This is a genomic window from Streptomyces sp. RK62 (genome assembly GCF_018070255.1).
GTDB classification, from domain to species: domain Bacteria; phylum Actinomycetota; class Actinomycetes; order Streptomycetales; family Streptomycetaceae; genus Streptomyces; species Streptomyces nigra.
Genome location: NZ_JAGPYD010000001.1, coordinates 535,109 through 553,671, shown reverse-complemented (window position 1 = coordinate 553,671; position 18,563 = coordinate 535,109). Strand labels below are relative to the sequence as shown.

Here is an 18,563-nt window from a genome sequence, read left to right as displayed (position 1 = left end):
GCCGGTACCAGGCACCCGTCCGGCGGACGGTGTTGACTGGGAGGCATGACGGCGACGGAACTCGGGCGGGCCATGCGCCGCTGGCGGGACCGGGTGCCCCCGCAGGCCGCGGGGCTGCCCACGGGCGGCCACCGCAGGGCGGCCGGACTGCGCCGTGAGGAACTGGCCCTGCTGGCCGGGATCTCGGCCGACTACGTCACCCGGCTCGAACAGGGCCGGGCGAGCAATCCGTCCGCGCAGATCGTGGAGGCCCTGGCACGGGCGCTGCGGCTGTCGGCGGACGAGCGCGCGCATCTGTTCCGGCTGGCGGACCTGGTGCCGCCCGGCCCGGAGACGGTCCCCGGTCATCTGACGCCGAGCGTACGGCGGCTGCTGGACCGGCTGAGCGGGACGCCGGTCGGCGTCCACGACGCGGCCTGGACCCTGCTGGAGGCGAATCCGCCGTACGCCGCGCTGATGGGGGACCCGGGGGCGCTACGCGGCTTCGAACGCAACGGCGTGTGGCGGGCGTTCTTCGGTCCCCGGGGCCGGGTGCGGCACACGGAGCGGGAGCGGCGGGACTTCGAGGCGGGGATCGTCGCCGATCTGCGTGCGACGGTGAGCCGGTATCCGGCGGACCCCCGGCTGCGGGAACTGGTGGCGCGGCTGCGGGAGCGCAGTCCCCGCTTCGCCGAGCTGTGGGAGTCGGGCGCGGTGGGCCGGCACGAGACGGGCCGCAAGGTCGTCGACCACCCCGAGGCCGGCCCGCTCACCCTGGACTGCGACATCCTGGCCGTGTCCGGCAGCGATCTGCGGCTGATGGTCTACACGGCGGAGCCCGGCACCCCGGACGCCGAACGCCTCGCCCGGCTTTCCTCCGGGACAGCCCTTAGTGCCGTAGGGCGGTCCGGGCGGTGGTGAGGGCCTGTTCGGCGTAGCCGCGGCCGAACAGGACGGCGTGAACGAGAAGCGGGAAGAGCTGGTGCAGGCCGACGCGTGCGGTCCAGCCGTCGGCGAGCGGCGTGTGCCGTCGATAGCCGTCCAGGACGCGATCGAGATGGGGGCAGCCGAAGAGCTGGAGCATCGCGAGGTCGGTCTCACGGTGCCCGCCGTGGGCGGCTGGGTCGATCAGCCGGACGTGCCCGTCGACGCCCCACAGGACGTTGCCGTTCCACAGGTCGCCGTGCAGCCGGGCGGGCGGCTCGGCGGGGCCCGCGAGTTCGGGGAGCCGGTCGCAGACCCGCTCGAACACGGCCGCCTCGGCGGGGGTCAGCGTGCCCTCGTCGACCGCCAGGCGGACGTACGGCAGGACGCGGTGTGCGGCGTACCAGCCGGGCCAGTCGGGGCCGGTGGTGTTGCGCATCGGGGCGCGGCCGATGTACGCGTCCTCGGGTCCGCCGGGTGGGGGCGCGCCGAACGCGGGGGCGCCGGCGGCGTGCAGGGCCGCGAGGTCCCGGCCGAACCGTTCGGCGGCCTCGGCGCCGGGCCGTCCGGTGGCGACCCGGTCGGTGACGAGCCAGTGCGCGTCATGGCCATGGATCTCCGGGACGCGGACCGCGCCCGCGTCGGCCAGCCAGCGCAGTCCGGCGGCCTCGGCGCGGGCGGCCCGGTCGTCGTCGGCGCGCTTGACCATGACCACGCGCCCGTCGTCCAGGGTGACTTCGGTCAGTGCGGAGGAGAGCGGGCGTTCGCCGGTGGCGGCGAGCCCGGTGAAGTGCGCCGCCGCGGCAGCCGGGGTGTCGAGGGCGCTGTGCACGGGGTTCAGCGTACGGCGTGCGCGGCACGGCTCCCCGTCGGCCGGACCACGGCCGGACCACGAAATTCCGGTCCCGGTGCAACCTTTGCGTCAAGTCGGCTGTCTCATCTGATATCAGGCACTTCACCTCTCTGGGGACATAATGGGACGAACAAGAATGGCGTGGGCGGCGACCGCCGCGCTCGTGGTCGCCACGTCGGCCGTGGCGGCCGTCCCGGCCGGGGCCACCACGACCACCACCACCGCGAAGGCCACGGCCTGCCCCACCGGTTGGGGCAGCCTGGCCGAGACCCGCTCGAAAGCCACCATGAAGCCGGTGACGAACGTCAGGACCGGCCGGCACGCCTGCTTCGACCGCATGGTCGTCGACGTCCCCGGCACGGCCACCGGGCGGCTCGGCTACACCGTCCAGTACGTGGACCGCATCCACCAGGACGGCTCGGGACGTCCCGTCACCGTCGGCGGCGGGGCCGTGATCGAGGTCCGGGTCAACGCGCCCGCCTACGACCCCGACAGCGGGAAGCCCACGTACCCGGCCCGGGCCGGCCAGCGGCTGCCGGGCGTGAACCTCACCGGGTACCGGACGTTCCGGGACGCCCGGTTCGTCGGCAGCTTCGAAGGGGACACGCAGATCGGTCTCGGCCTCCGGGCCCGGCTGCCGTTCCGGGTGTGGGTGACGGACGGCCGGATCGTCGTCGACGTCGCGCACAACTGGACCGGTGCACGCTAGATCGCCTCTGCAGCCCCTTGCGCATGGCACGCCGCCCGCCGCGCCGGCCGCGGGCGGCGTCGTGCGACCTCACACGCCGATTACGGTTCGTCCAACCTCTGGTTGCCGGGCCATGATCGCGCGACTATGGGGCCATGACACTGGCCCAACGCGCCATGGAACGCCTGGAAGTCTGGCCCGACCTCAGTGCGGGTCCGGCCGGCTGCGGCGCGGGGCGGGCATTGCGCTCCGCCCACAGCGAGATCGTGCACTTCCACTCCGACCGGGAGGTGGATCTGCATCTCACCCTGCCCGCGATCCAGCGCTTCGGGCGGGGCCTGTGGGAGACCACGGCGGTGCGTCTTGTGCCGGGGTCGCGCTGGGTGACGCTGCATCTGGGCTGCGAGGCGGACGTCGACCTGCTGATGAGCCTGGTCAGTGTCGCCCTGAAGGCCCATCAGGGCGGCCCGCCGACCGACGTCTCGGCGCACTGGGCGGCGTGCAACTTCCGCCGGGTCACGGTGCTTCCGCGCGCCGAGGCCGGCTGAGGCGCGCCGGTTCAGCGCACGAGACAGGGCCGCTTGGGGTCGAAGGTCCAGCCGTCGATCAGGTACCGCATCCCAGCGGCGTCGTCGCGGCCCGACAGGCTCTTCTCGCGGTGGAGTTCATGGGCGGCGAGCAGCCGGTCCCGGTCGAGCCGGACGCCGAGCCCGGGGGTGTCCGGCACGGCGACCTCGCCGCCGGTGATCGTGGGCGGTTCGACGGTGAGCCGTTCGCGGCCCTCCTGCCAGATCCAGTGCGTGTCCAGGGCGTTGTACTCCCCCGGCGCCGCCGCGCCGCAGTGGGCCATCATCGCCAGCGAGATGTCGAAGTGGTTGTTGGAGTGGCACCCCCAGGTCAGCCCCGTCTCATGGCACAGCTGGGCGACGCGCACCGATCCCCGCATGGTCCAGAAGTGCGGGTCGGCCAGCGGGATCGACACCGACTGCAGGGCGAGCGCATGGGTCAGCTGACGCCAGTCGGTGGCGACCATGTTGGTGGCGGTGGGCAGCCCGGTGGCCCGGCGGAACTCCGCGAGGACCTCCCGGCCCGAGTAGCCGCCCTCCGCCCCGCACGGGTCCTCTGCGTAGGCCAGGGTGCCCACGAGCGGACGGCACAGCTCGACGGCCTCGCGCAGCGACCAGGCGCCGTTGGGGTCGAGGGTGATCCGGGCGTCCGGGAAGCGGTCCTTGAGCGCGCGGACCGCCTCGACCTCCCGTGCGCCGGGCAGCACACCGCCCTTGAGCTTGAAGTCCTGGAAGCCGTACAGGGCGTGGGTGGCCTCGGCCTGCCGGACGATCGCCTCGGGGGTCAGCGCCTGCTCGTACCGGATGCGGTACCAGTCGACCGGTGAGCCGGGGTCGCGGACGTAGTCCAGTCCGGTGCGGTCGGCGTCGCCGACGTAGAAGAGGTAGCCGAGCATACGGACCGAGTCGCGCTGCTTGCCGTCGCCGAGCAGGGCGGCCACCGGGACCTCCAGGTGCTGCCCGAGCAGGTCCAGCAGGGCGGACTCGACGGCCGTGACCGCGTGCACGGTGGTGCGCAGGTCGAAGGTCTGGGCGCCCCGGCCGCCCGCGTCACGGTCGGCGAACTCCGAGCCGATCGCCCGCAGGACCCGCTTGTGGTCGCCCACACGGGCGCCGACGACCAGCCGCCCGGCGTCACGCAGGGTCCGGGTGATGGCCTCGCCGCCGGGCACCTCGCCCAGTCCGGTACGCCCCTCGGAGTCCTCCAGGACGACGACGTTGCGGGTGAAGTAGGGGGCGTGCGCGCCGGACAGGTTCAGGAGCATCGCGTCCCGTCCGGCGACCGGGTACACGGACATGCGGGTGACGACGGGCTGGGTCATGACGGGACGCCGTTCTGCGGGAGCTGTCTACATATGGAGACGCAGGTTACGTTCGTGGACGGCGCAGGGTCAATGGTCCTGTGGCCCCTCGGGTGATCCGTCAGCTCGCTCGGGTGATCCGTCAGCTCGCGGGCGCGGCCCGCCAGCCCGTCCAGTGCAGGACGGAGACCACGATGACCGGCCCGTGCGGCGGCCGCTCCACGTACTGCGGGTACTTGCCGCGCAGCAGCTCCACCGCCTCCGCGCGCCGCGCCCGGGTCTCCTCGTCGGTGGCGTCGGGTTCGAGGACGCGGGCGCCGCCGTCCGCCCGCACCCACCACAGTCGCTCCCAGTCGTCCTCGTACCGGTCCGCGAGCAGGCAGACCGCCGGGTGCACGGCGATGTCGTGCAGCCGCGCCGGGCGGGGGGTGCGCTTGGGCTTGTGGTCGATGGCGGTCACCACCTCGTCGCCACGCAGCGCGAAGACGACCGGCACCAGGTGCGGGCGCCCCGACGGGGCGATCGTCGCCAGCCGGGCGACCCGTGCCGCGGCGAACCGCTCGCGCGCCTCGTCCTGCTGCATGTCCGGCATGACGGCTCCTTCGGACGCGGCCTGCCCGGCCGTCGGCGCGGGCCGCGGCGTCACGTGTCGGGCGATGCCTCCGCGGTGTCGCCCGACGCGCTGTCCGAGCCCTGCGGCGCGGTCCAGTCGTACGGTCCGCCGCCGACCCACTCGATCAGTTCGGGGTCGTCGACGGCCCGGTCCTCGGCGGGCAGGCCGGCACGGTGGACCAGGTCCATCACGTCGAACAGGCTGTACGCGGTGCCCGTGGGCTCGCCACGGATCGTCACCGGACGCCCGCCGTCCGGTTCCGGCGGCTGCACCACCACGAGGGGACGCGTGCTCATGACACCACCATGCGCTCTCGACGGCCGCCGCGCAGCCCGGCGTACCGGACGGTCAGTCGGACGGCCCAGCGTCCGGTGGCGGGTCTGCTGCCAGTCATGCCGCCGCCCTACCCACGGACACGGGACCCACACCCGGCGGCGGGTGAGAATCCCGTGTGCGCGAACGGCCGAGCGGTTACGGCAGCGGGACGCCGCCCGTCGCGTTGACGATCTCCGCCGTGATGAAGCTGGCCTCCTGGGAGGCGAGGTAGACATAGGCGGGGGCGAGCTCGGCGGGCTGGGCCGGGCGGCCCATGGGGCTCTGCTTGCCGAACTCGGCCGTGTCGGGCAGCGTCGCCGGGATCAATGGCGTCCACACCGGGCCCGGCGCCACCGCGTTGACCCGGATGCCGCGCTCGACCAGCATCTGGGCCAGACCCTGGGTGAAGGTGACGATCGCGCCCTTCGTCGTGGCGTAGTCGAGCAGATGCGGGCTGGGCTTGTAGGCCTGGACCGACGTCGTGTTGATGACGCTGCCGCCCTTGGGGATGTGCGGCACGGCGAACTTGGTCAGCCAGAACATGCCATAGAGGTTGGTGCGCATCACGCGGTCGAACTGTTCGGTGCTGATCGCCTCGATGCCGTCCGGCTGGGACATCTGGTAAGCGGCGTTGTTCACCAGCACGTCGATCCGCCCGAACTCCTCGACGGCCCGGTCGATCAGGGCCCGGCAGTTCTCCTCGTCCCGGATGTCGCAGGAGACGGCGACCGCCTTGCGGCCGGCCTCCTCCACCAGCTGCGCGGTCTCGCGGGCCTCGTCGGCCTCCTCGTCCAGGTGCGTGAACAGCACATCGGCGCCCTCTCGGGCGAAGGCCAGCGCGACGGCCCGCCCGATGCCCGAGTCGCCGCCGGTGATGACGGTGGCACGGCCCTCCAGCCGCTCCGATCCGCGGTAGGTGTCCTCGCCGTGGTCCGGCGGCGGGTCCATCGGGCCGGTCCAGCCGGGGTGCGGCTGGTCCTGCTCCGGGAACTCCGGCTGCGGATGCTGGGTGGCCGGGTCTTGCTGGGTGTGCTGCGGGTCGGTCACGACGGCCTCCTGGACCGGTCGAACGGGCGTGATGGGGGACCGGGTTCCCGCTCGACCGGAACCCAAAAGCGATCAATCCGGGCGTCCCCCGGACGCACGTGTACGGCTCAGGCGTCGTCGTCCCGGTCGAGCAGTGCCCGTACGCCCTGTGCCGTCAGCGCCAGCTGTTCGGGCGAGCCGGCGTCGATGACCAGGGAGAGTTCGTCCGAGGGCCAGCCGTGGGCCAGCGCGCCGAGCCGGACCGTGTGGTGCCGGTGGGTCTGCGGCATGGCCTCCGCCAGCCGGGCCGACGAGGTGAAGACCGGCACCAGCGAGGTGCCGTCCTGCTGTTCGAACACCGGGAGCGTCAGGGCCGCCGGGCCCGGGCCCTCGCCGTCCGCCGTGGCCGGCACCAGCACGTCGCTGTCCGCCAGCGTGCTCAGCGCCGTCTGGTCGGCGCCGTTCTCCACGACCGTGCGCAGGGCGTCCTGCGTGGCCGAGGCTGAGTGGTCGAAGTCGGTCATGGCGCGTCCCCTCGCCTGGGAGTCGCCGCGGACCGGGGCGCGGGCGGCCCGTCGCCCGATACGCGGCCGGACGCACCGGGTACCCCCGGCCCGGCACCGTATGTGGCCGTGGGCGGCGCGTTCAGGCGTTTCGCCTCCGGCGGTCCGGGCACCCGGCGCCCGCGCCGACGCCGAGGAGGCACCATGTCCTTCCGCGACCGCACCCACGCCGGCCGGGAACTGGCTCTGCGGCTGACCGAGCGGGCCGGCTCCGGTGATCCCTTCGACCTCGTCGTGCTGGCCCTGCCGCCCGGCGGGGTGCCCGTGGCGGCCGAGGTGGCCCGCGCGCTGCACGCCCCGCTGGACGTCCTCGTCGCCGGGGAGATCAGCACCCCGGTCCGGCCGGAGACCACGATCGGGGCGCTCGTCGCCGACGACCCGCCGCTGTACGACCGCACGAGCCTGGCCATGATGCATCTGTCCGAGGACCGGCTCGGGGACATCGTGGTGAACGAGCGCAACGCGCTGCACCAGCGCGAGTACCGCTACCGGGGGCGGCGCCCGCTGCCGTCCGTGGAGGGCCGCACGGTCGTCCTCGTGGACGACGGGCTCACCACCGGGCTGACGGCCACCGCGGCCCTGCGGTTCGCGCACCGGCACGGGCCCGCGCGGCTGGTGCTGGCGGTGCCGGTCGGCAACCCGCGCACGGTCGCCGCGCTGGGCGCCGAGTGCGACGACCTCGTCTGCCTCGTCCAGCCGCCCCGGCTGCACGCGGTCGGCCAGTGGTACGAGGACTTCGGCGTCGTCCCCGACGAGCAGGTCACCGACACGCTGGAGGCGTTCCGCACCCCCGCCTGAGGCGGACTGGCTGCTTCCCCTGGGGCGGGCGTGGCATCGTGCCCGGTATGGAGTTCGACGTGCGCCCCGCCGAGGTCTTCGAAGACGTCCGCACCCTGATCGGCCCCAAGTCGCCCACGGCGTCGGTCTGCTGGTGCCTGAGCCACCGCCTCCCGGCCAAGGTCGAGAAACAGCTGCGCGGCCCGGAGCGCGGCGCGTACGTCGCCGAGCTGTGCCGCGCCGACCCGGCTCCCGGGGTGCTCGCCTACGACGGGGACGAGCCGGTCGGCTGGGCGGCGGTGGCCCCGCGCGCGGACACGGCGTACGCCCGCAGCCGTACGATCCCGCACCTCGACGACCTGCCGGTGTGGTCGCTGTGGTGCCTGCGGGTCCGGCCCGGCCACCGCGGGCGGGGTGTCACCCACGCCCTGATCGCGGGGGCGGTCGCGTTCGCCCGGAAGCGGGGCGCGCCGGTCCTGGAGGCCTATCCCCTCGACAACGGGGACGACGGGAGCGCCCGGGTCGACGTGACGATGGCGTACGCCGGGCTGCGCCGGAACTTCGAGCGGGCCGGCTTCGTGTACGCCGCCGACACGACCTCCGTCCTGGCCGGGCACCCCCGGGTGCTCATGCGGCTCGATCTGCGCTGAGCGCCTCAGTGGACGGAGAAGCCGCCGTCCACGAAGAGGGACTGCCCGGTGACATAGGCGGAGGCACGGCTCGCGAGGAACACGGCGGCGCCCGCGAAGTCCTCGGCGAGGCCGTTGCGGCCGATCAGGGTGCGGGCGGCGAGCGCGGCGACCTTCTCGGGGTCGGACGACAGCCGGGCGTTCAGGGGTGTCATGACGAACCCCGGCACGAGCGTGTTGCAGGTGACGCCGTACGGCGACCACGCCTCGGCCTGGGAGCGGGCCAGCGATTCCAGGCCGCCCTTGGAGACGCCGTAGGCGCCGCTCTGGACGAGGGCCCGATGGGCCTGCTGGGAGGTGATGTGGATGATCCGCCCGAAGCCCCGCTCGGCCATGCCGGGGCCGAACCGCTGCCCCAGCAGGAACGGCGCCTCCAGGTTCACGGCCATCGTGGTGTCCCAGACGTTCTCGCCGAGCTCGCTCAGCGGCGGGCGCAGATTGACGCCGGCGGAGTTGACGAGGATGTCGGGCTCGCCGAAGATCCCGGCGGCCTCCTCGGCGGCCGCCCGCACACCGTCCCGGGTGCTCAGGTCCCCGCTGACCCAGGCGGCCCGGCAGCCGTGCGCCTCCAGGTCCGCGACCGTGGCGGCGAGCTCCGCCTTCCGGCGCGCGACGACCACGACCCGGGCGCCGGCCCGGGCCAGGGCCTCGGTGATGGCGCGGCCGATGCCGGAGCTGCCCCCGGTCACGACGGCGACCCGGTCGTCCAGGGAGAACAGTGTGGAGAGGTAGGTCTGCGAGGTCATGACCGCACCCTACGGGGGCCGTGTGAGCCGGGCCGGGGCGGGCACTCGAGGTCCGCGGCGGCCCGGCCGGGGCCGCCCGTCGCGGACCGGAGGTGGAGAAGATGGGGCACGGCGGGAACGTCATCGACGAGCTGATGACCGATCACCGGGAGGTCGAGGAGCTCTTCGGCCGGATCGAGGCTCTTCCGCCCGGTGACAGCAAGCGGAAGCTGTACGCCGACCAGGTCACGATCGAGCTGGTCCGGCACTCGGTGGCCGAGGAGCAGTATCTGTACCCGGCGGTCCGGCGGCATGTGGAGGGCGGCGACGCGATCGCCGACAGGGAGATCGAGGACCACGCCGAGGCCGAGCAGATCATGAAGGACCTCGAGGGCTGCGATGTCGGGGACACCGCGTTCAACCGGCTCGTCAACCGGCTGACGACGGAGGTGCGCGCGCACATCGCGGACGAGGAGCAGAACCTCTTCCCGAAGCTGCGGGCGGCCTGCCCGCCGGAGGCGCTCGACGAGCTCGGCGACAAGGTGCGGATGGCGAAGAAGACGGCGCCGACCCGGCCGCACCCGGCGGCCCCGGACAAGCCGCCGGCGAACAAGCTGCTGGCGCCGGGGACGGGGCTGGTCGACCGGCTGCGCGACGCGCTGTCGGGCCGCGGGAAGAAGCCCTGAGCCCTCGCTCAGGCGATCAGGGCGGGACCGGTGCCGAGGCGTTCGCGCAGGGCGGCGCCGTGCAGGGCGGCCACGGGGGCCACGAGGTCGGGGTGGCGCAGCAGCGCCGCCGCCTCGCGGTCGTACGGATCGGGTGACACCAGACGGCGGAACTCGGCGGGCACCGCGGTCGCGTGACCGACCTCGGCCGTCGCGGCCACGGCCTGCCGGGCCAGTTCGGGGTCGGTGAGCAGACAGGCCGCCCAGCTCGCCACGACCTCGTCGACCCAGGTCCGCCAGGCGCTGTCCGCGTCGTCGGGGGCGGAGTCGGCGCCGGTGATCCAGTCGAGGCTGGCGGAGCCGCCGGGTCCGGCCATCGACACGAGCGCGACGTCCGTCGGGGTCGGGTAGCGCAGCCAGGCGGCGACGGTCACGGCCTGGCGGGCCTGGACCTCGCCGAGGGCGTCGGCGAGCGCGCCGCCGCAGGCGGGATAGGAGCGGATCAGCCACTGGGTGGTCGCCGCTATGAGCGGGGAGAGATCTGCGAGCACTGCCGGACCGTCCGAGACGCTGACGAGGTACGGGAACGCGCACACCGTAGCTCCGCACCCGGGCCCGGGGACATGGCGGCGGCCACGTTCCCCCCGTGGTCTCCCCCACACCTCGCGATACCGGTGAAGCCCGTCACACCCGCGGCGGGCCCGTCCGGACACGGGGATCGCCCGGGCCGGCCTGCGCGGCCGGCCCGGGCGTCCCGTCGATCGGTCCGGTGATCAGACCAGGTCGTACCGGTCGAGGTTCATGACCTTGACCCAGGCGTCGACGAAGTCCTTCACGAACTTCTCCTTGGCGTCGTCGCTCGCGTAGACCTCGGCGAGCGCACGCAGCTCGGAGTTGGAGCCGAAGACCAGGTCGGCACGGCTGCCGGCCCACTTCAGCTCACCGGTGGCGGCGTCCCGGCCCTCGAACGTGGTCTGGTCCGAGGACGTCGACTTCCACTCGGTGCCCATGTCGAGCAGGTTGACGAAGAAGTCGTTGGTCAGGGCGCCGGGGGTGTCGGTGAGGACGCCCAGCTGCGACTGCTGGTGGGTGGCGCCCAGCACGCGCAGGCCGCCGACCAGGACGGTCATCTCGGGGGCGCTCAGCGTGAGCAGGTTGGCGCGGTCCAGCAGCAGGTACTCGGCCGGCAGGCGGTTGCCCTTGCCGAGGTAGTTGCGGAACCCGTCGGCCGTCGGCTCCAGCGCGGCGAACGACTCGACGTCGGTGTGCTCCTCCGTCGCGTCCACACGACCCGCCGTGAACGGCACCTGGACGTCGAAGCCGCCGTCCTTGGCGGCCTTCTCGACCGCGGCGGAACCGCCGAGGACGATCAGGTCGGCCAGGGAGACCTTCTTGGCGCCGGTGTTGAAGTCGCGCTGGACGCCCTCCAGGACCCGCAGGACCTGCGCGAGCTGGTCCGGGTCGTTGACCTCCCAGCCGCGCTGCGGCTCGAGGCGGATACGGGCGCCGTTGGCGCCGCCGCGCTTGTCGCTGCCGCGGAACGTCGAGGCCGACGCCCAGGCGGTGCTGACGAGCTGCGAGACGCTCAGGCCGGACTCGAGGATCTTGGCCTTGAGGACCTCGACGTCCGTGGCGTCGATGGGCTGGCCCTCGGCCTCGGGCAGCGGGTCCTGCCACAGCAGCGTCTCCGCGGGGACCTCGGGGCCGAGGTAGAGCGACTTCGGGCCCAGGTCACGGTGGGTCAGCTTGTACCAGGCGCGGGCGAAGGCGTCCGCGAACTCCTGCGGGTTCTCGTGGAAGCGCTTGGAGATCGGGCCGTAGATCGGGTCGAAGCGCAGCGACAGGTCGGTGGTGAGCATCGTGGGCCGACGCTTCTTCGACGGGTCGTGGGCGTCGGGGATGATCTCCTCGGAGTCCTTGGCGACCCACTGCTTGGCGCCGGCCGGGGACTCGGTGAGCTCCCACTCGTAGCCGAAGAGGATGTCGAAGAAGTCGTTGGTCCACTGGGTCGGCTTGGTGGTCCAGGTGACCTCCAGGCCGGACGTGATCGCGTCGCCGCCCTTGCCGGTGCCGTAGGTGGACTTCCAGCCCAGGCCCTGCTCCTCCATGGAGGCGGCCTCGGGGTCGTTGCCGACGGCGTCGGCCGGGCCGGCGCCGTGGGTCTTGCCGAAGGTGTGGCCACCGGCGATGAGGGCGACGGTCTCCTCGTCGTTCATCGCCATGCGGCGGAACGTCTCACGGATGTCGCGGGCCGCGGCGATCGGGTCCGGGTTGCCGTTGGGGCCCTCGGGGTTGACGTAGATGAGGCCCATCTGGACGGCGCCGAGCGGGTTCTCCAGCTCGCGGTCGCCGCTGTAGCGCTTGTCGTCCAGCCAGGTGGTCTCGGGACCCCAGTAGACGTCCTCGTCGGCCTCCCAGACGTCGGCGCGGCCGCCGCCGAAGCCGAAGGTCTCGAAGCCCATGGTCTCCAGGGCGACGTTGCCGGTGAGGACCATGAGGTCGGCCCAGGAGATGGACTGGCCGTACTTCTTCTTCACGGGCCACAGCAGACGGCGGGCCTTGTCCAGGTTGCCGTTGTCCGGCCAGCTGTTCAGGGGGGCGAAGCGCTGCTGGCCACGGCCGGCGCCGCCGCGGCCGTCGCTGATGCGGTAGGTGCCGGCGCTGTGCCAGGCCATACGGACCATCAGCGGGCCGTAGTTGCCGAAGTCGGCGGGCCACCAGTCCTGCGACTGGGTCAGCACCTCGGCGATGTCACGCTTCACGGCGTCGAGGTCGAGGGCCTCGAAGGCCTTGCGGTAGTCGAAGTCCTCACCGAGCGGGTTGGCGACGACGGGGTCCTTGGCAAGGATCTTCAGGTTGAGCCGTTCTGGCCACCACTGGCGGTTTCCGCCGCCCTGGGTCGGGTGCGCGGCGCGATCGTGCGCGACGGGGCAGCCGCCTGTGCCCTCCGCCTTCGCATCGGTGACGATCGCATCGGAGTTCTCAGCCATGGGAAACCTTCCGGACTTGGACTGGGTGAATCACAGTGCGCGGGGCGCACCGGTGGTGGAGCAGCCGGGGCACAGGCCCCAGTAGATGACCTCGGCCTCGTCGATCGCGAAGCCGTGGTCGTCGGAGGCGGTCAGACAGGGCGCCTCGCCGACCTCGCAGTCGACGTCGGCGACGACACCGCACGAGCGGCAGACGACGTGATGGTGGTTGTCACCGACGCGGCCCTCGAACCGGGCGGGGCTGCCGGCCGGTTCGATACGGCGTATGAGTCCCGCCGCGGTGAGGGCGTGGAGTCCCTCGTACACGGCCTGGAGCGACACATGTCCCACGCGGTCGCGCACCCCCGAGGCGATGGCCTCGACGCCGAGGTGGTCTCCGGCGCGGACGGCCTCGAGCAGGGCGACGCGCGCGGCGGTCACCCGCAGGCCGGCGCCACGGAGCTCCTCGGCGGGGGTGGGAGTCTGGGCTGCGCTCATGACGCACAACCTATCGCGCTAAACACGAACGACTCAAGAAAACGAACGATGAAAGTCTAGGGGCGCGCAGGAGCCGGGGATCGGCGTCCGGAACCGGTCGGCGCGGGACCCGCGAACGGTCGGCCTTCGCGGAGCCCCACCCTGCTCCCGACCCCACCGCCACTGGTGCACATGACACGCCACGGAACCCCCCAAAGCGCTAAAAAGCATCTCTTCCGACATCTACTGATCTCTTCTCGTCAAGGCCTCCACTCGTCGCAGATGCAAGCGAACTCGATGGAGGTACTCACGCATGCTCGGCAGACCCACGGACGGCCGCCGCGCCGCCCTGACCGCTCTCGGCGTCCTCGCCGTCACCGCGATGACCACGGCCGCGGCCACCGCCCCGCCTCCCGCGCCGCTGCCCGCGTCCACCGCCGCCCAGACGGTCGGGGCCGACAAGCCCCCGGCCCCGGTGCTGCGCGCCCTGGAGCGGGACCTCAAGCTGACCCCCGCGCAGGCGGCCGAGCGCCTGGTGAACGAGGCCGAGGCGGGCGTCCGCGCGGGACGGCTGCGCCTGTCCCTCGGGCAGCGCTTCGCGGGCGCCTGGCTGACGGGGACGACCGCGGCCGAGCTGACCGTGGCGACGACGCACTCGTCGGACGTGTCGGCGATCGAGGCGCAGGGCGCGAAGGCGGCCGTCGTGCAGCGGCCCCTCGCCGACCTGCGGGCCGTCAAGGAGAAGCTGGACAAGGCGGCCGCCGAGGCCGGGACCAAGGACGCCCCCGTCTGGTACGTGGACGTGCCGTCCAACCGCGTCGTCGTCCGGGCGGCCCGGCGCGCGGCCGCCACCTCGTTCATCAAGGCCGCCGGCGCCCAGGACGCGGGCGTCGCCGTCGTCGTGTCGGCCGAGCGGCCCCGGCCGCTGACGGACCTGGTGGGCGGCGAGGCCTACTACATCGAGGGCTCCGCCCGGTGCTCGATCGGGTTCTCCGTCACCAAGGGCGACCAGCAGGGCTTCGCCTCCGCGGGCCATTGCGGCGAGCCGGGCAACAGGACCACGGGCGTCAACCAGGCCGCGCAGGGCGAGTTCCAGGCCTCGACGTTCCCCGGCAAGGACATGTCCTGGGTCGCCGCGAACGGCGACTGGACGGCGACCGCCGACGTCAAGGGCGAGGGCGGGCAGAAGACCCAGGTCACCGGGTCCGTGCAGGCGCTCGTGGGCGCGTCGATCTGCCGTTCCGGGTCCACCACCGGCTGGCACTGCGGGACGATCCAGCAGCACGACACCAGCGTCCGCTACTCCCAGGGCACGGTCGACGGGGTCACCCGGACCAGCGTGTGCGCCGAGCCCGGGGACTCCGGCGGCCCCTACCTGTCCGGGTCGCAGGCCCAGGGCGTGACGTCGGGCGGCTCGGGCGACTGCACCAGCGGCGGCACCACCTACTACCAGCCGGTCAACCCGATCCTGAGCGACTTCGGCCTGGTCCTGAAGACGGCCACCGCGCAGAAGGGCACCGAGGCCCCGCAGGACGAACCGGCGAACGACCAGTGGTCGGCGGGTCGCGTCTACGAGGCCGGCAGCACGGTGACGGTCGGCGGGGTGCGCTACCAGTGCCTGCAGAGCCACCAGGCGCAGAGCCGGTGGGCGCCGGACGGCACCCCCGCCCTCTGGCAGCGGGTGTAGCCCGTAACGCGGGACGCACCGCGGCCGGTGCGGGGCCCTCCCCCGCACCGGCCGGTGTGTGTCAGTCCTCGGCGAGGAGCGCGTACGCCGTGGGCACGAACGGGTCGCGGGCCCGGTAGCGGCGGGTGCACAGCGCGACCACCGCCGTCCCGGTGTCCGGCCGGAAGCCGAGGAACGCCTGCTGGCCGAGGGTCGCCCCACTGTGGAAGTACATCGGGCCGCCGTCGGTGGGGTGCTGGAACCACGCCACCGTGTGTACGTGGACATGCCCCCGGCCGCGCCGCAGCACGGGGGTGCGCACGGCGCGCAGCGCGCCGGCCAGCGGGGAGCCGGCCGGGTCGAGGTGCGCCTCCAGGAAGGTGAGCAGGTCGTACGGGGTGGCCCGGACGGCACCGGCCGCGTCGAAGCCGCCGGCGTCGAAGGGGAGGACGGGGGTGCGGCCGTCCTTGCCGTGCCCGGTCGCGTCGGTCTTCGGGTCCTCCGGGCGCGGCGAGGTGCCGGTCAGGCCGAGCGGACGCAGGACCTGGGCGGCGAGCAGCTCCTCCCAGGGTGTGCCGGTGACGGCGGCCAGGGCGTGCCCGAGCACGGCGACCCCGAAGTTGGAGTAGTGCCAGCGGGTGCCGGGCCGGTGCCGGGGGCGGTGGTGCAGGAAGGCGTCGACGACCTGTTCGGCGGGGTAGCGGCCGTACGGGTTGGTGCGCCAGGCGGGCAGCGCGCGGGCGTAGAAACCCGGGGGGAGGGCGGGCAGTCCGGCGGTGTGCGTGACGAGGTGCGCGAGGGTCGCGGGGTCGGCTCCGGCGGGCCGGCCCGGCCGCAGACAGGCGGCGGCCGGCTCGCCCCCGGTCAGCAGGCCGCGTTCGACGAGCCGTGCGAACAGCAGTCCGGTGAACGCCTTGGAGGCCGAGCCGATCTCGTAGCGCAGGTCCTGCCGGGGCACCGCCGGGGACACAGCGGTGCCCCCGCAGTGCAGGGTGCGGCGGCCGTCGCGGGACAGCGCTAAGACGACGTCGGGGGCGTCCACGGCGTCGACGGCCCGCACCAGCCGCTCGGTCGTGCCGTCGTCCGCGAGGGGTGCGGCGGCCCGCGGAGCGGTGTCCTGCGCCGGGCCCGGCCAGGGCGTGGCGGGCGCGGTCATGCGGTGGCGTGGGTGAGTTCGGTGAGGGCCCGGGACGTGGCCAGCACCGAGGCGAACGCGGCGACCAGCGTCGGGTGGTACACGAGGTCGAACACCTCGTCCGGGTCGCCCTCGGGCATCGACCGTACGGCCGGCATGGCGCCGTCGGCCTGCTGCGCGGCGGCGAAGCCGGTCCAGGCCCGCTCGTCCAGCGTGGGGCGGGGCAGACAGGCGTCGACGACGAGGAGTTCGCCGAGCAGGTCCCAGCGTTCCAGGTCCAGCCAGTCGTCGATCCAGACCGGCAGCCAGGCGGCGAGGTAGTCGGCGATGTGCGGCGGCAGACCTTCGGGGCGGGCGCCCCAGTCGGTCAGATGGAAGACGGTGTGGGTGACGTCGTAGGCGATGTGGCCGCTGACGGTCCACGGTTCGGGGGTGTGGCCCAGCCAGGTGGCGCCCGCGAGATCGGCCTCGGGGGTGCGGGGGGCGAGGCCGAAGCGGCGCTGGAACGCGGCCAGCCCGAGCCGCCGGTTCGGGTCCACCTCCAGGGCCGACCAGCTCTCCAGCCGGTGGTAGAGGCGCACCGCGCGCTCCACCTCGGGTTCGGTGTACCCGAGTTCCTTGTACGGCAGGTACACCTCGAACGGGATCGGCGACAGGGGTTCGATCCGCTGGCCGCGGGCCAGCATCCGGCCGCCGTCGAGGGTCTCGCGCCAGGTGTGGTCGAGGAGCCGGCGGGCCAGGTCGGCCTGCCGGGACCCGGCCACGCCCTCGCGGAACAGCACCCGGCAGATCAGGGCGAGTTCGCCGACCGGTTTGAAGCGGTCGAGGAAGCCGATCTCGGGGTCGACGTCGGTTTCGAGGCGGAAGCCGTCGCGGTGCGCCCACAGCCACTCCAGGGCGCGGACGCCGACGGTGTGCATGAGACGGGGGTCGGTCATCCGGGCACTCCTTGTCCCCTGTACCGGTGGTGTCCGCCGGTGCCGGCGGACACCTCGGCGGTCAGGCGGGTGAGGCACTGCGCGGCGGCGAAGGCGGCCATGAGCGTGGAGTGGTAGCAGTGCAGGAAGTCCGGCTCCCGGCCGTCGCCGTGCTCGGGGTGGTCCTGCTGCGGCAGGGCGCCCGACTCGCACTGGGCCCCGGCGATCCGGGGCCAGGCGGCACGCAGGGTCTCGGGGTCGGGCGGGTCCGGCAGACCGGCCGCCACGACGAGGAGTTCGCAGCTCAGGTCCCACATCCCGGCGTCCAGGCAGGTGTCGAGCCAGGCCGGCAGCCAGTGGCCGAGGTAGCCGGCCAGGTCGGCGGGGACGGCGTCGGGGGCGCGGCCCCAGTCGGTGAGGTGGAAGACGACGTGGGTGAGCGCGTATCCGGCGGAGCGCTCGAACGTCCAGGGTTCCGGCAGGCCGCCCAGCCAGGTGTGCCGCAGCACCTCCCCGGCGTCCTCGGCCCGGCGGATGCCGGCGCGCCGCTCGGCCTTGAGCACGCCGAGCCGGCGGGTCGGGTCCTGCTCGGTCAGCCGCCAGCCGCGGGTGCGGGCGGTGGTGGCGACGGCCGTCTCGTACCCGGTGTGCCGCAGCCCGGCGGAGGCGAAGACGGAGTAGATCTCCAACGGGTAGGTGGCGAAGGGCTCCAGCCGCTGCAGCCGTGGGAAGAGTTCGCCCTGGCCTGTCTGGCGCCAGGCGTACCGCAGCAGATCGGCGGCGGTCTCGTGCAGCGGGTCGCCTGCCGGGGTGTGCGCGCACACGCTCGCGCAGGTCTGGGCGAGTTCCCCGAGCGGCTTCCAGGTGGCGTCGACCTGTCCGTCGGCGGCGAGCGCGCCTTCGCCCAGGGCGAACTCGTCGCGGTGGGCGGACAGCCAGGCGAGCGCCGCGGCGCCCACCTCGCGGATGCGCGCCACGTCCGTCGGCGTCATACGAGTGCTCCGGCCGCCCGCATGACCCGCGCGGCCTGCACCTGGAGCGTGACCCGGGGGTCGGTGCCGCCCATCAGCTCCACGAAGTCCAGGCCCGCTTCGAGGCCGAGGGTGTCCGGCACCCCGTCGACGAGGGTCAGCCAGCGTCCCGCTCCGGCCGCCTGCTGCCAGTCCCGGCGGCGTACCGCACGGACGAAGCCGCGGGCGAGGTCCACGGGACGGCCGCGGGCCACGCGGAGCACCGCGCTGTCCTCGCCGGGCACGGCCAGGGCGGCCAGGACGGCGAGTTGATGGGTGAGGACCTGCCAGGTGGCCGTCTCCAGCCAGTCGGTCCCGGGTTCCCCGGCGTCCTCGCCGGGCGGGGCGGGCAGGGGGGAGCCGAGGCGCGCGAGGGTGCGGCGCATCGCCCAGTGGCTCCAGCGGACGGTGGGGGCGGCGTCGGGGCGGGGCGGATGGGCCTCCGCCGTGCGGCGGAAGGCTTCGAGTGCCTCGGGGTCGGGAGGGGCCGGGAAGAGGACGTGAGGGAGGAGCAGGTCCGCTCCGAGTACCCGCACCGCGGCGAGGGTGAGGCTCCCCTCGACGTCGTCCATGGCCGAGGTGCCGGACATGCGCACATGGTCCCCGCCCCGGAGGGCGGAGACCACGTCGGACGCAAGGTCCTGCACCGCGCCCTGCAAGAGGGCCGAAGTGCCTGACTGCTCCATTCAGCGTGCTCCTGTCGGT

General features: G+C 73.7%; 21 protein-coding genes. 7 read left to right on the top strand and 14 right to left on the bottom strand.

Annotated features, from left to right (window positions below; genetic code table 11):
* Positions 1–45: 45 nt before the first annotated feature.
* Positions 46–900 (top strand): helix-turn-helix domain-containing protein, encoded by an 855-nt coding sequence (locus tag KBY32_RS02395; RefSeq protein WP_210978640.1) that lies wholly within the window; start codon positions 46–48, stop codon positions 898–900.
* Here the strand turns inward: KBY32_RS02395 and KBY32_RS02390 are convergent.
* Complete coding sequence (locus KBY32_RS02390; protein ID WP_210978639.1) at positions 869–1,735, bottom strand: fructosamine kinase family protein; 867 nt, start codon at positions 1,733–1,735, stop codon at positions 869–871. The genes KBY32_RS02395 and KBY32_RS02390 overlap by 32 nt on opposite strands.
* 157 nt (positions 1,736–1,892) lie before the next feature.
* Between KBY32_RS02390 and KBY32_RS02385 the strand changes: the two genes are divergently transcribed.
* Both KBY32_RS02385 and KBY32_RS02380 read left to right on the top strand, forming a co-directional pair.
* The gene (locus KBY32_RS02385) at positions 1,893–2,465 is read left to right on the top strand and encodes a hypothetical protein (RefSeq protein WP_210978638.1); all 573 of its coding nucleotides are present in this window, start codon (positions 1,893–1,895) and stop codon (positions 2,463–2,465) included.
* Between the two features lie 134 nt (positions 2,466–2,599).
* A complete protein-coding gene (locus KBY32_RS02380) occupies positions 2,600–2,992 on the top strand; it encodes a luciferase family protein (protein ID WP_055618924.1) in 393 nt (130 codons plus the stop codon).
* A gap of 11 nt (positions 2,993–3,003) precedes the next feature.
* On the opposite strand, the gene KBY32_RS02375 is transcribed toward KBY32_RS02380, so the two are convergent.
* The 5 genes from KBY32_RS02375 to KBY32_RS02355 all read right to left on the bottom strand — a co-directional run bounded on the left by KBY32_RS02375 (position 3,004) and on the right by KBY32_RS02355 (position 6,789).
* Positions 3,004–4,332 carry an enolase C-terminal domain-like protein gene (locus KBY32_RS02375; RefSeq protein WP_210978637.1) on the bottom strand — a complete coding sequence of 443 codons (1,329 nt, stop codon included), beginning with the start codon at positions 4,330–4,332 and terminating at the stop codon, positions 3,004–3,006.
* 121 nt (positions 4,333–4,453) lie between these two features.
* Positions 4,454–4,903, bottom strand: coding sequence for a TIGR03668 family PPOX class F420-dependent oxidoreductase (locus tag KBY32_RS02370; protein ID WP_210978636.1), 450 nt, complete (start codon positions 4,901–4,903; stop codon positions 4,454–4,456).
* 50 nt (positions 4,904–4,953) lie between these two features.
* A complete protein-coding gene (locus tag KBY32_RS02365) occupies positions 4,954–5,220 on the bottom strand; it encodes a hypothetical protein (protein ID WP_247688877.1) in 267 nt (88 codons plus the stop codon).
* Between the two features lie 175 nt (positions 5,221–5,395).
* Positions 5,396–6,286 carry an SDR family oxidoreductase gene (locus tag KBY32_RS02360; protein WP_210978635.1) on the bottom strand — a complete coding sequence of 297 codons (891 nt, stop codon included), beginning with the start codon at positions 6,284–6,286 and terminating at the stop codon, positions 5,396–5,398.
* A 107-nt stretch (positions 6,287–6,393) separates the two neighbouring features.
* Complete coding sequence (locus tag KBY32_RS02355) at positions 6,394–6,789, bottom strand: SseB family protein (RefSeq protein ID WP_210978634.1); 396 nt, start codon at positions 6,787–6,789, stop codon at positions 6,394–6,396.
* Positions 6,790–6,972: 183 nt separating this feature from the next.
* On the opposite strand from KBY32_RS02355, the gene KBY32_RS02350 reads away from it, so the two are divergent.
* Positions 6,973–7,626, top strand: a complete 654-nt coding sequence (locus tag KBY32_RS02350; RefSeq protein WP_210978633.1) for a phosphoribosyltransferase — start codon at positions 6,973–6,975, stop codon at positions 7,624–7,626.
* 47 nt (positions 7,627–7,673) lie between these two features.
* On the top strand, positions 7,674–8,255 hold the full coding sequence (locus KBY32_RS02345) for a GNAT family N-acetyltransferase (RefSeq protein ID WP_210978632.1): 582 nt from the start codon (positions 7,674–7,676) through the stop codon (positions 8,253–8,255).
* A gap of 5 nt (positions 8,256–8,260) precedes the next feature.
* Here the strand turns inward: KBY32_RS02345 and KBY32_RS02340 are convergent, their stop codons facing one another.
* Positions 8,261–9,040, bottom strand: a complete 780-nt coding sequence (locus KBY32_RS02340; protein WP_210978631.1) for an SDR family NAD(P)-dependent oxidoreductase — start codon at positions 9,038–9,040, stop codon at positions 8,261–8,263.
* 101 nt (positions 9,041–9,141) lie between these two features.
* Between KBY32_RS02340 and KBY32_RS02335 the strand changes: the two genes are divergently transcribed.
* Entirely contained in the window at positions 9,142–9,705 is a 564-nt protein-coding gene (locus KBY32_RS02335) for a hemerythrin domain-containing protein (RefSeq protein WP_055619518.1), read from the top strand.
* Positions 9,706–9,713: 8 nt separating this feature from the next.
* Here KBY32_RS02335 and KBY32_RS02330 read toward each other — a convergent pair whose 3' ends face one another.
* The 3 genes from KBY32_RS02330 to KBY32_RS02320 all read right to left on the bottom strand — a co-directional run bounded on the left by KBY32_RS02330 (position 9,714) and on the right by KBY32_RS02320 (position 13,151).
* Positions 9,714–10,235 (bottom strand): hypothetical protein, encoded by a 522-nt coding sequence (locus tag KBY32_RS02330; RefSeq protein ID WP_055619519.1) that lies wholly within the window; start codon positions 10,233–10,235, stop codon positions 9,714–9,716.
* A 222-nt stretch (positions 10,236–10,457) separates the two neighbouring features.
* Positions 10,458–12,674, bottom strand: a complete 2,217-nt coding sequence (gene katG, locus KBY32_RS02325; RefSeq protein ID WP_055618933.1) for a catalase/peroxidase HPI — start codon at positions 12,672–12,674, stop codon at positions 10,458–10,460.
* Positions 12,675–12,704: 30 nt separating this feature from the next.
* Positions 12,705–13,151, bottom strand: a complete 447-nt coding sequence (locus KBY32_RS02320) for a Fur family transcriptional regulator (protein WP_115507128.1) — start codon at positions 13,149–13,151, stop codon at positions 12,705–12,707.
* Between the two features lie 292 nt (positions 13,152–13,443).
* On the opposite strand from KBY32_RS02320, the gene KBY32_RS02315 reads away from it, so the two are divergent.
* Positions 13,444–14,817: an alpha-lytic protease prodomain-containing protein gene (locus tag KBY32_RS02315; protein ID WP_055618935.1), complete on the top strand. Its 1,374-nt coding sequence runs from the start codon at positions 13,444–13,446 to the stop codon at positions 14,815–14,817.
* Positions 14,818–14,878: 61 nt separating this feature from the next.
* Here the strand turns inward: KBY32_RS02315 and KBY32_RS02310 are convergent, their stop codons facing one another.
* Genes KBY32_RS02310 through KBY32_RS02295 form a run of 4 tightly spaced genes read right to left on the bottom strand, consistent with a single transcriptional unit; the run spans position 14,879 to position 18,544 of the window.
* Complete coding sequence (locus KBY32_RS02310; RefSeq protein ID WP_210978630.1) at positions 14,879–15,952, bottom strand: serine hydrolase; 1,074 nt, start codon at positions 15,950–15,952, stop codon at positions 14,879–14,881.
* Positions 15,949–16,869, bottom strand: coding sequence for a hypothetical protein (locus tag KBY32_RS02305; RefSeq protein ID WP_055618937.1), 921 nt, complete (start codon positions 16,867–16,869; stop codon positions 15,949–15,951). Before KBY32_RS02305 ends, KBY32_RS02310 begins: the two co-directional genes overlap by 4 nt.
* Positions 16,866–17,840 carry a hypothetical protein gene (locus tag KBY32_RS02300; RefSeq protein WP_210978629.1) on the bottom strand — a complete coding sequence of 325 codons (975 nt, stop codon included), beginning with the start codon at positions 17,838–17,840 and terminating at the stop codon, positions 16,866–16,868. Before KBY32_RS02300 ends, KBY32_RS02305 begins: the two co-directional genes overlap by 4 nt.
* Complete coding sequence (locus KBY32_RS02295; protein WP_210978628.1) at positions 17,837–18,544, bottom strand: hypothetical protein; 708 nt, start codon at positions 18,542–18,544, stop codon at positions 17,837–17,839. Before KBY32_RS02295 ends, KBY32_RS02300 begins: the two co-directional genes overlap by 4 nt.
* Between the last annotated feature and the right edge of the window lie 19 nt (positions 18,545–18,563).

Coding starts and splice junctions, on each gene's coding strand:
- KBY32_RS02395 (WP_210978640.1), top strand. CDS start 46: ATGACGGCGACGGAACTCGGGCGGGCCATGCGCCGCTGGCGGGACCGG.
- KBY32_RS02385 (WP_210978638.1), top strand. CDS start 1,893: ATGGCGTGGGCGGCGACCGCCGCGCTCGTGGTCGCCACGTCGGCCGTG.
- KBY32_RS02380 (WP_055618924.1), top strand. CDS start 2,600: ATGACACTGGCCCAACGCGCCATGGAACGCCTGGAAGTCTGGCCCGAC.
- KBY32_RS02375 (WP_210978637.1), bottom strand. CDS start 4,332: ATGACCCAGCCCGTCGTCACCCGCATGTCCGTGTACCCGGTCGCCGGA.
- KBY32_RS02370 (WP_210978636.1), bottom strand. CDS start 4,903: ATGCCGGACATGCAGCAGGACGAGGCGCGCGAGCGGTTCGCCGCGGCA.
- KBY32_RS02365 (WP_247688877.1), bottom strand. CDS start 5,220: ATGAGCACGCGTCCCCTCGTGGTGGTGCAGCCGCCGGAACCGGACGGC.
- KBY32_RS02355 (WP_210978634.1), bottom strand. CDS start 6,789: ATGACCGACTTCGACCACTCAGCCTCGGCCACGCAGGACGCCCTGCGC.
- KBY32_RS02350 (WP_210978633.1), top strand. CDS start 6,973: ATGTCCTTCCGCGACCGCACCCACGCCGGCCGGGAACTGGCTCTGCGG.
- KBY32_RS02345 (WP_210978632.1), top strand. CDS start 7,674: ATGGAGTTCGACGTGCGCCCCGCCGAGGTCTTCGAAGACGTCCGCACC.
- KBY32_RS02340 (WP_210978631.1), bottom strand. CDS start 9,040: ATGACCTCGCAGACCTACCTCTCCACACTGTTCTCCCTGGACGACCGG.
- KBY32_RS02335 (WP_055619518.1), top strand. CDS start 9,142: ATGGGGCACGGCGGGAACGTCATCGACGAGCTGATGACCGATCACCGG.
- katG (WP_055618933.1), bottom strand. CDS start 12,674: ATGGCTGAGAACTCCGATGCGATCGTCACCGATGCGAAGGCGGAGGGC.
- KBY32_RS02320 (WP_115507128.1), bottom strand. CDS start 13,151: ATGAGCGCAGCCCAGACTCCCACCCCCGCCGAGGAGCTCCGTGGCGCC.
- KBY32_RS02315 (WP_055618935.1), top strand. CDS start 13,444: ATGCTCGGCAGACCCACGGACGGCCGCCGCGCCGCCCTGACCGCTCTC.
- KBY32_RS02310 (WP_210978630.1), bottom strand. CDS start 15,952: ATGACCGCGCCCGCCACGCCCTGGCCGGGCCCGGCGCAGGACACCGCT.
- KBY32_RS02305 (WP_055618937.1), bottom strand. CDS start 16,869: ATGACCGACCCCCGTCTCATGCACACCGTCGGCGTCCGCGCCCTGGAG.
- KBY32_RS02300 (WP_210978629.1), bottom strand. CDS start 17,840: ATGACGCCGACGGACGTGGCGCGCATCCGCGAGGTGGGCGCCGCGGCG.
- KBY32_RS02295 (WP_210978628.1), bottom strand. CDS start 18,544: ATGGAGCAGTCAGGCACTTCGGCCCTCTTGCAGGGCGCGGTGCAGGAC.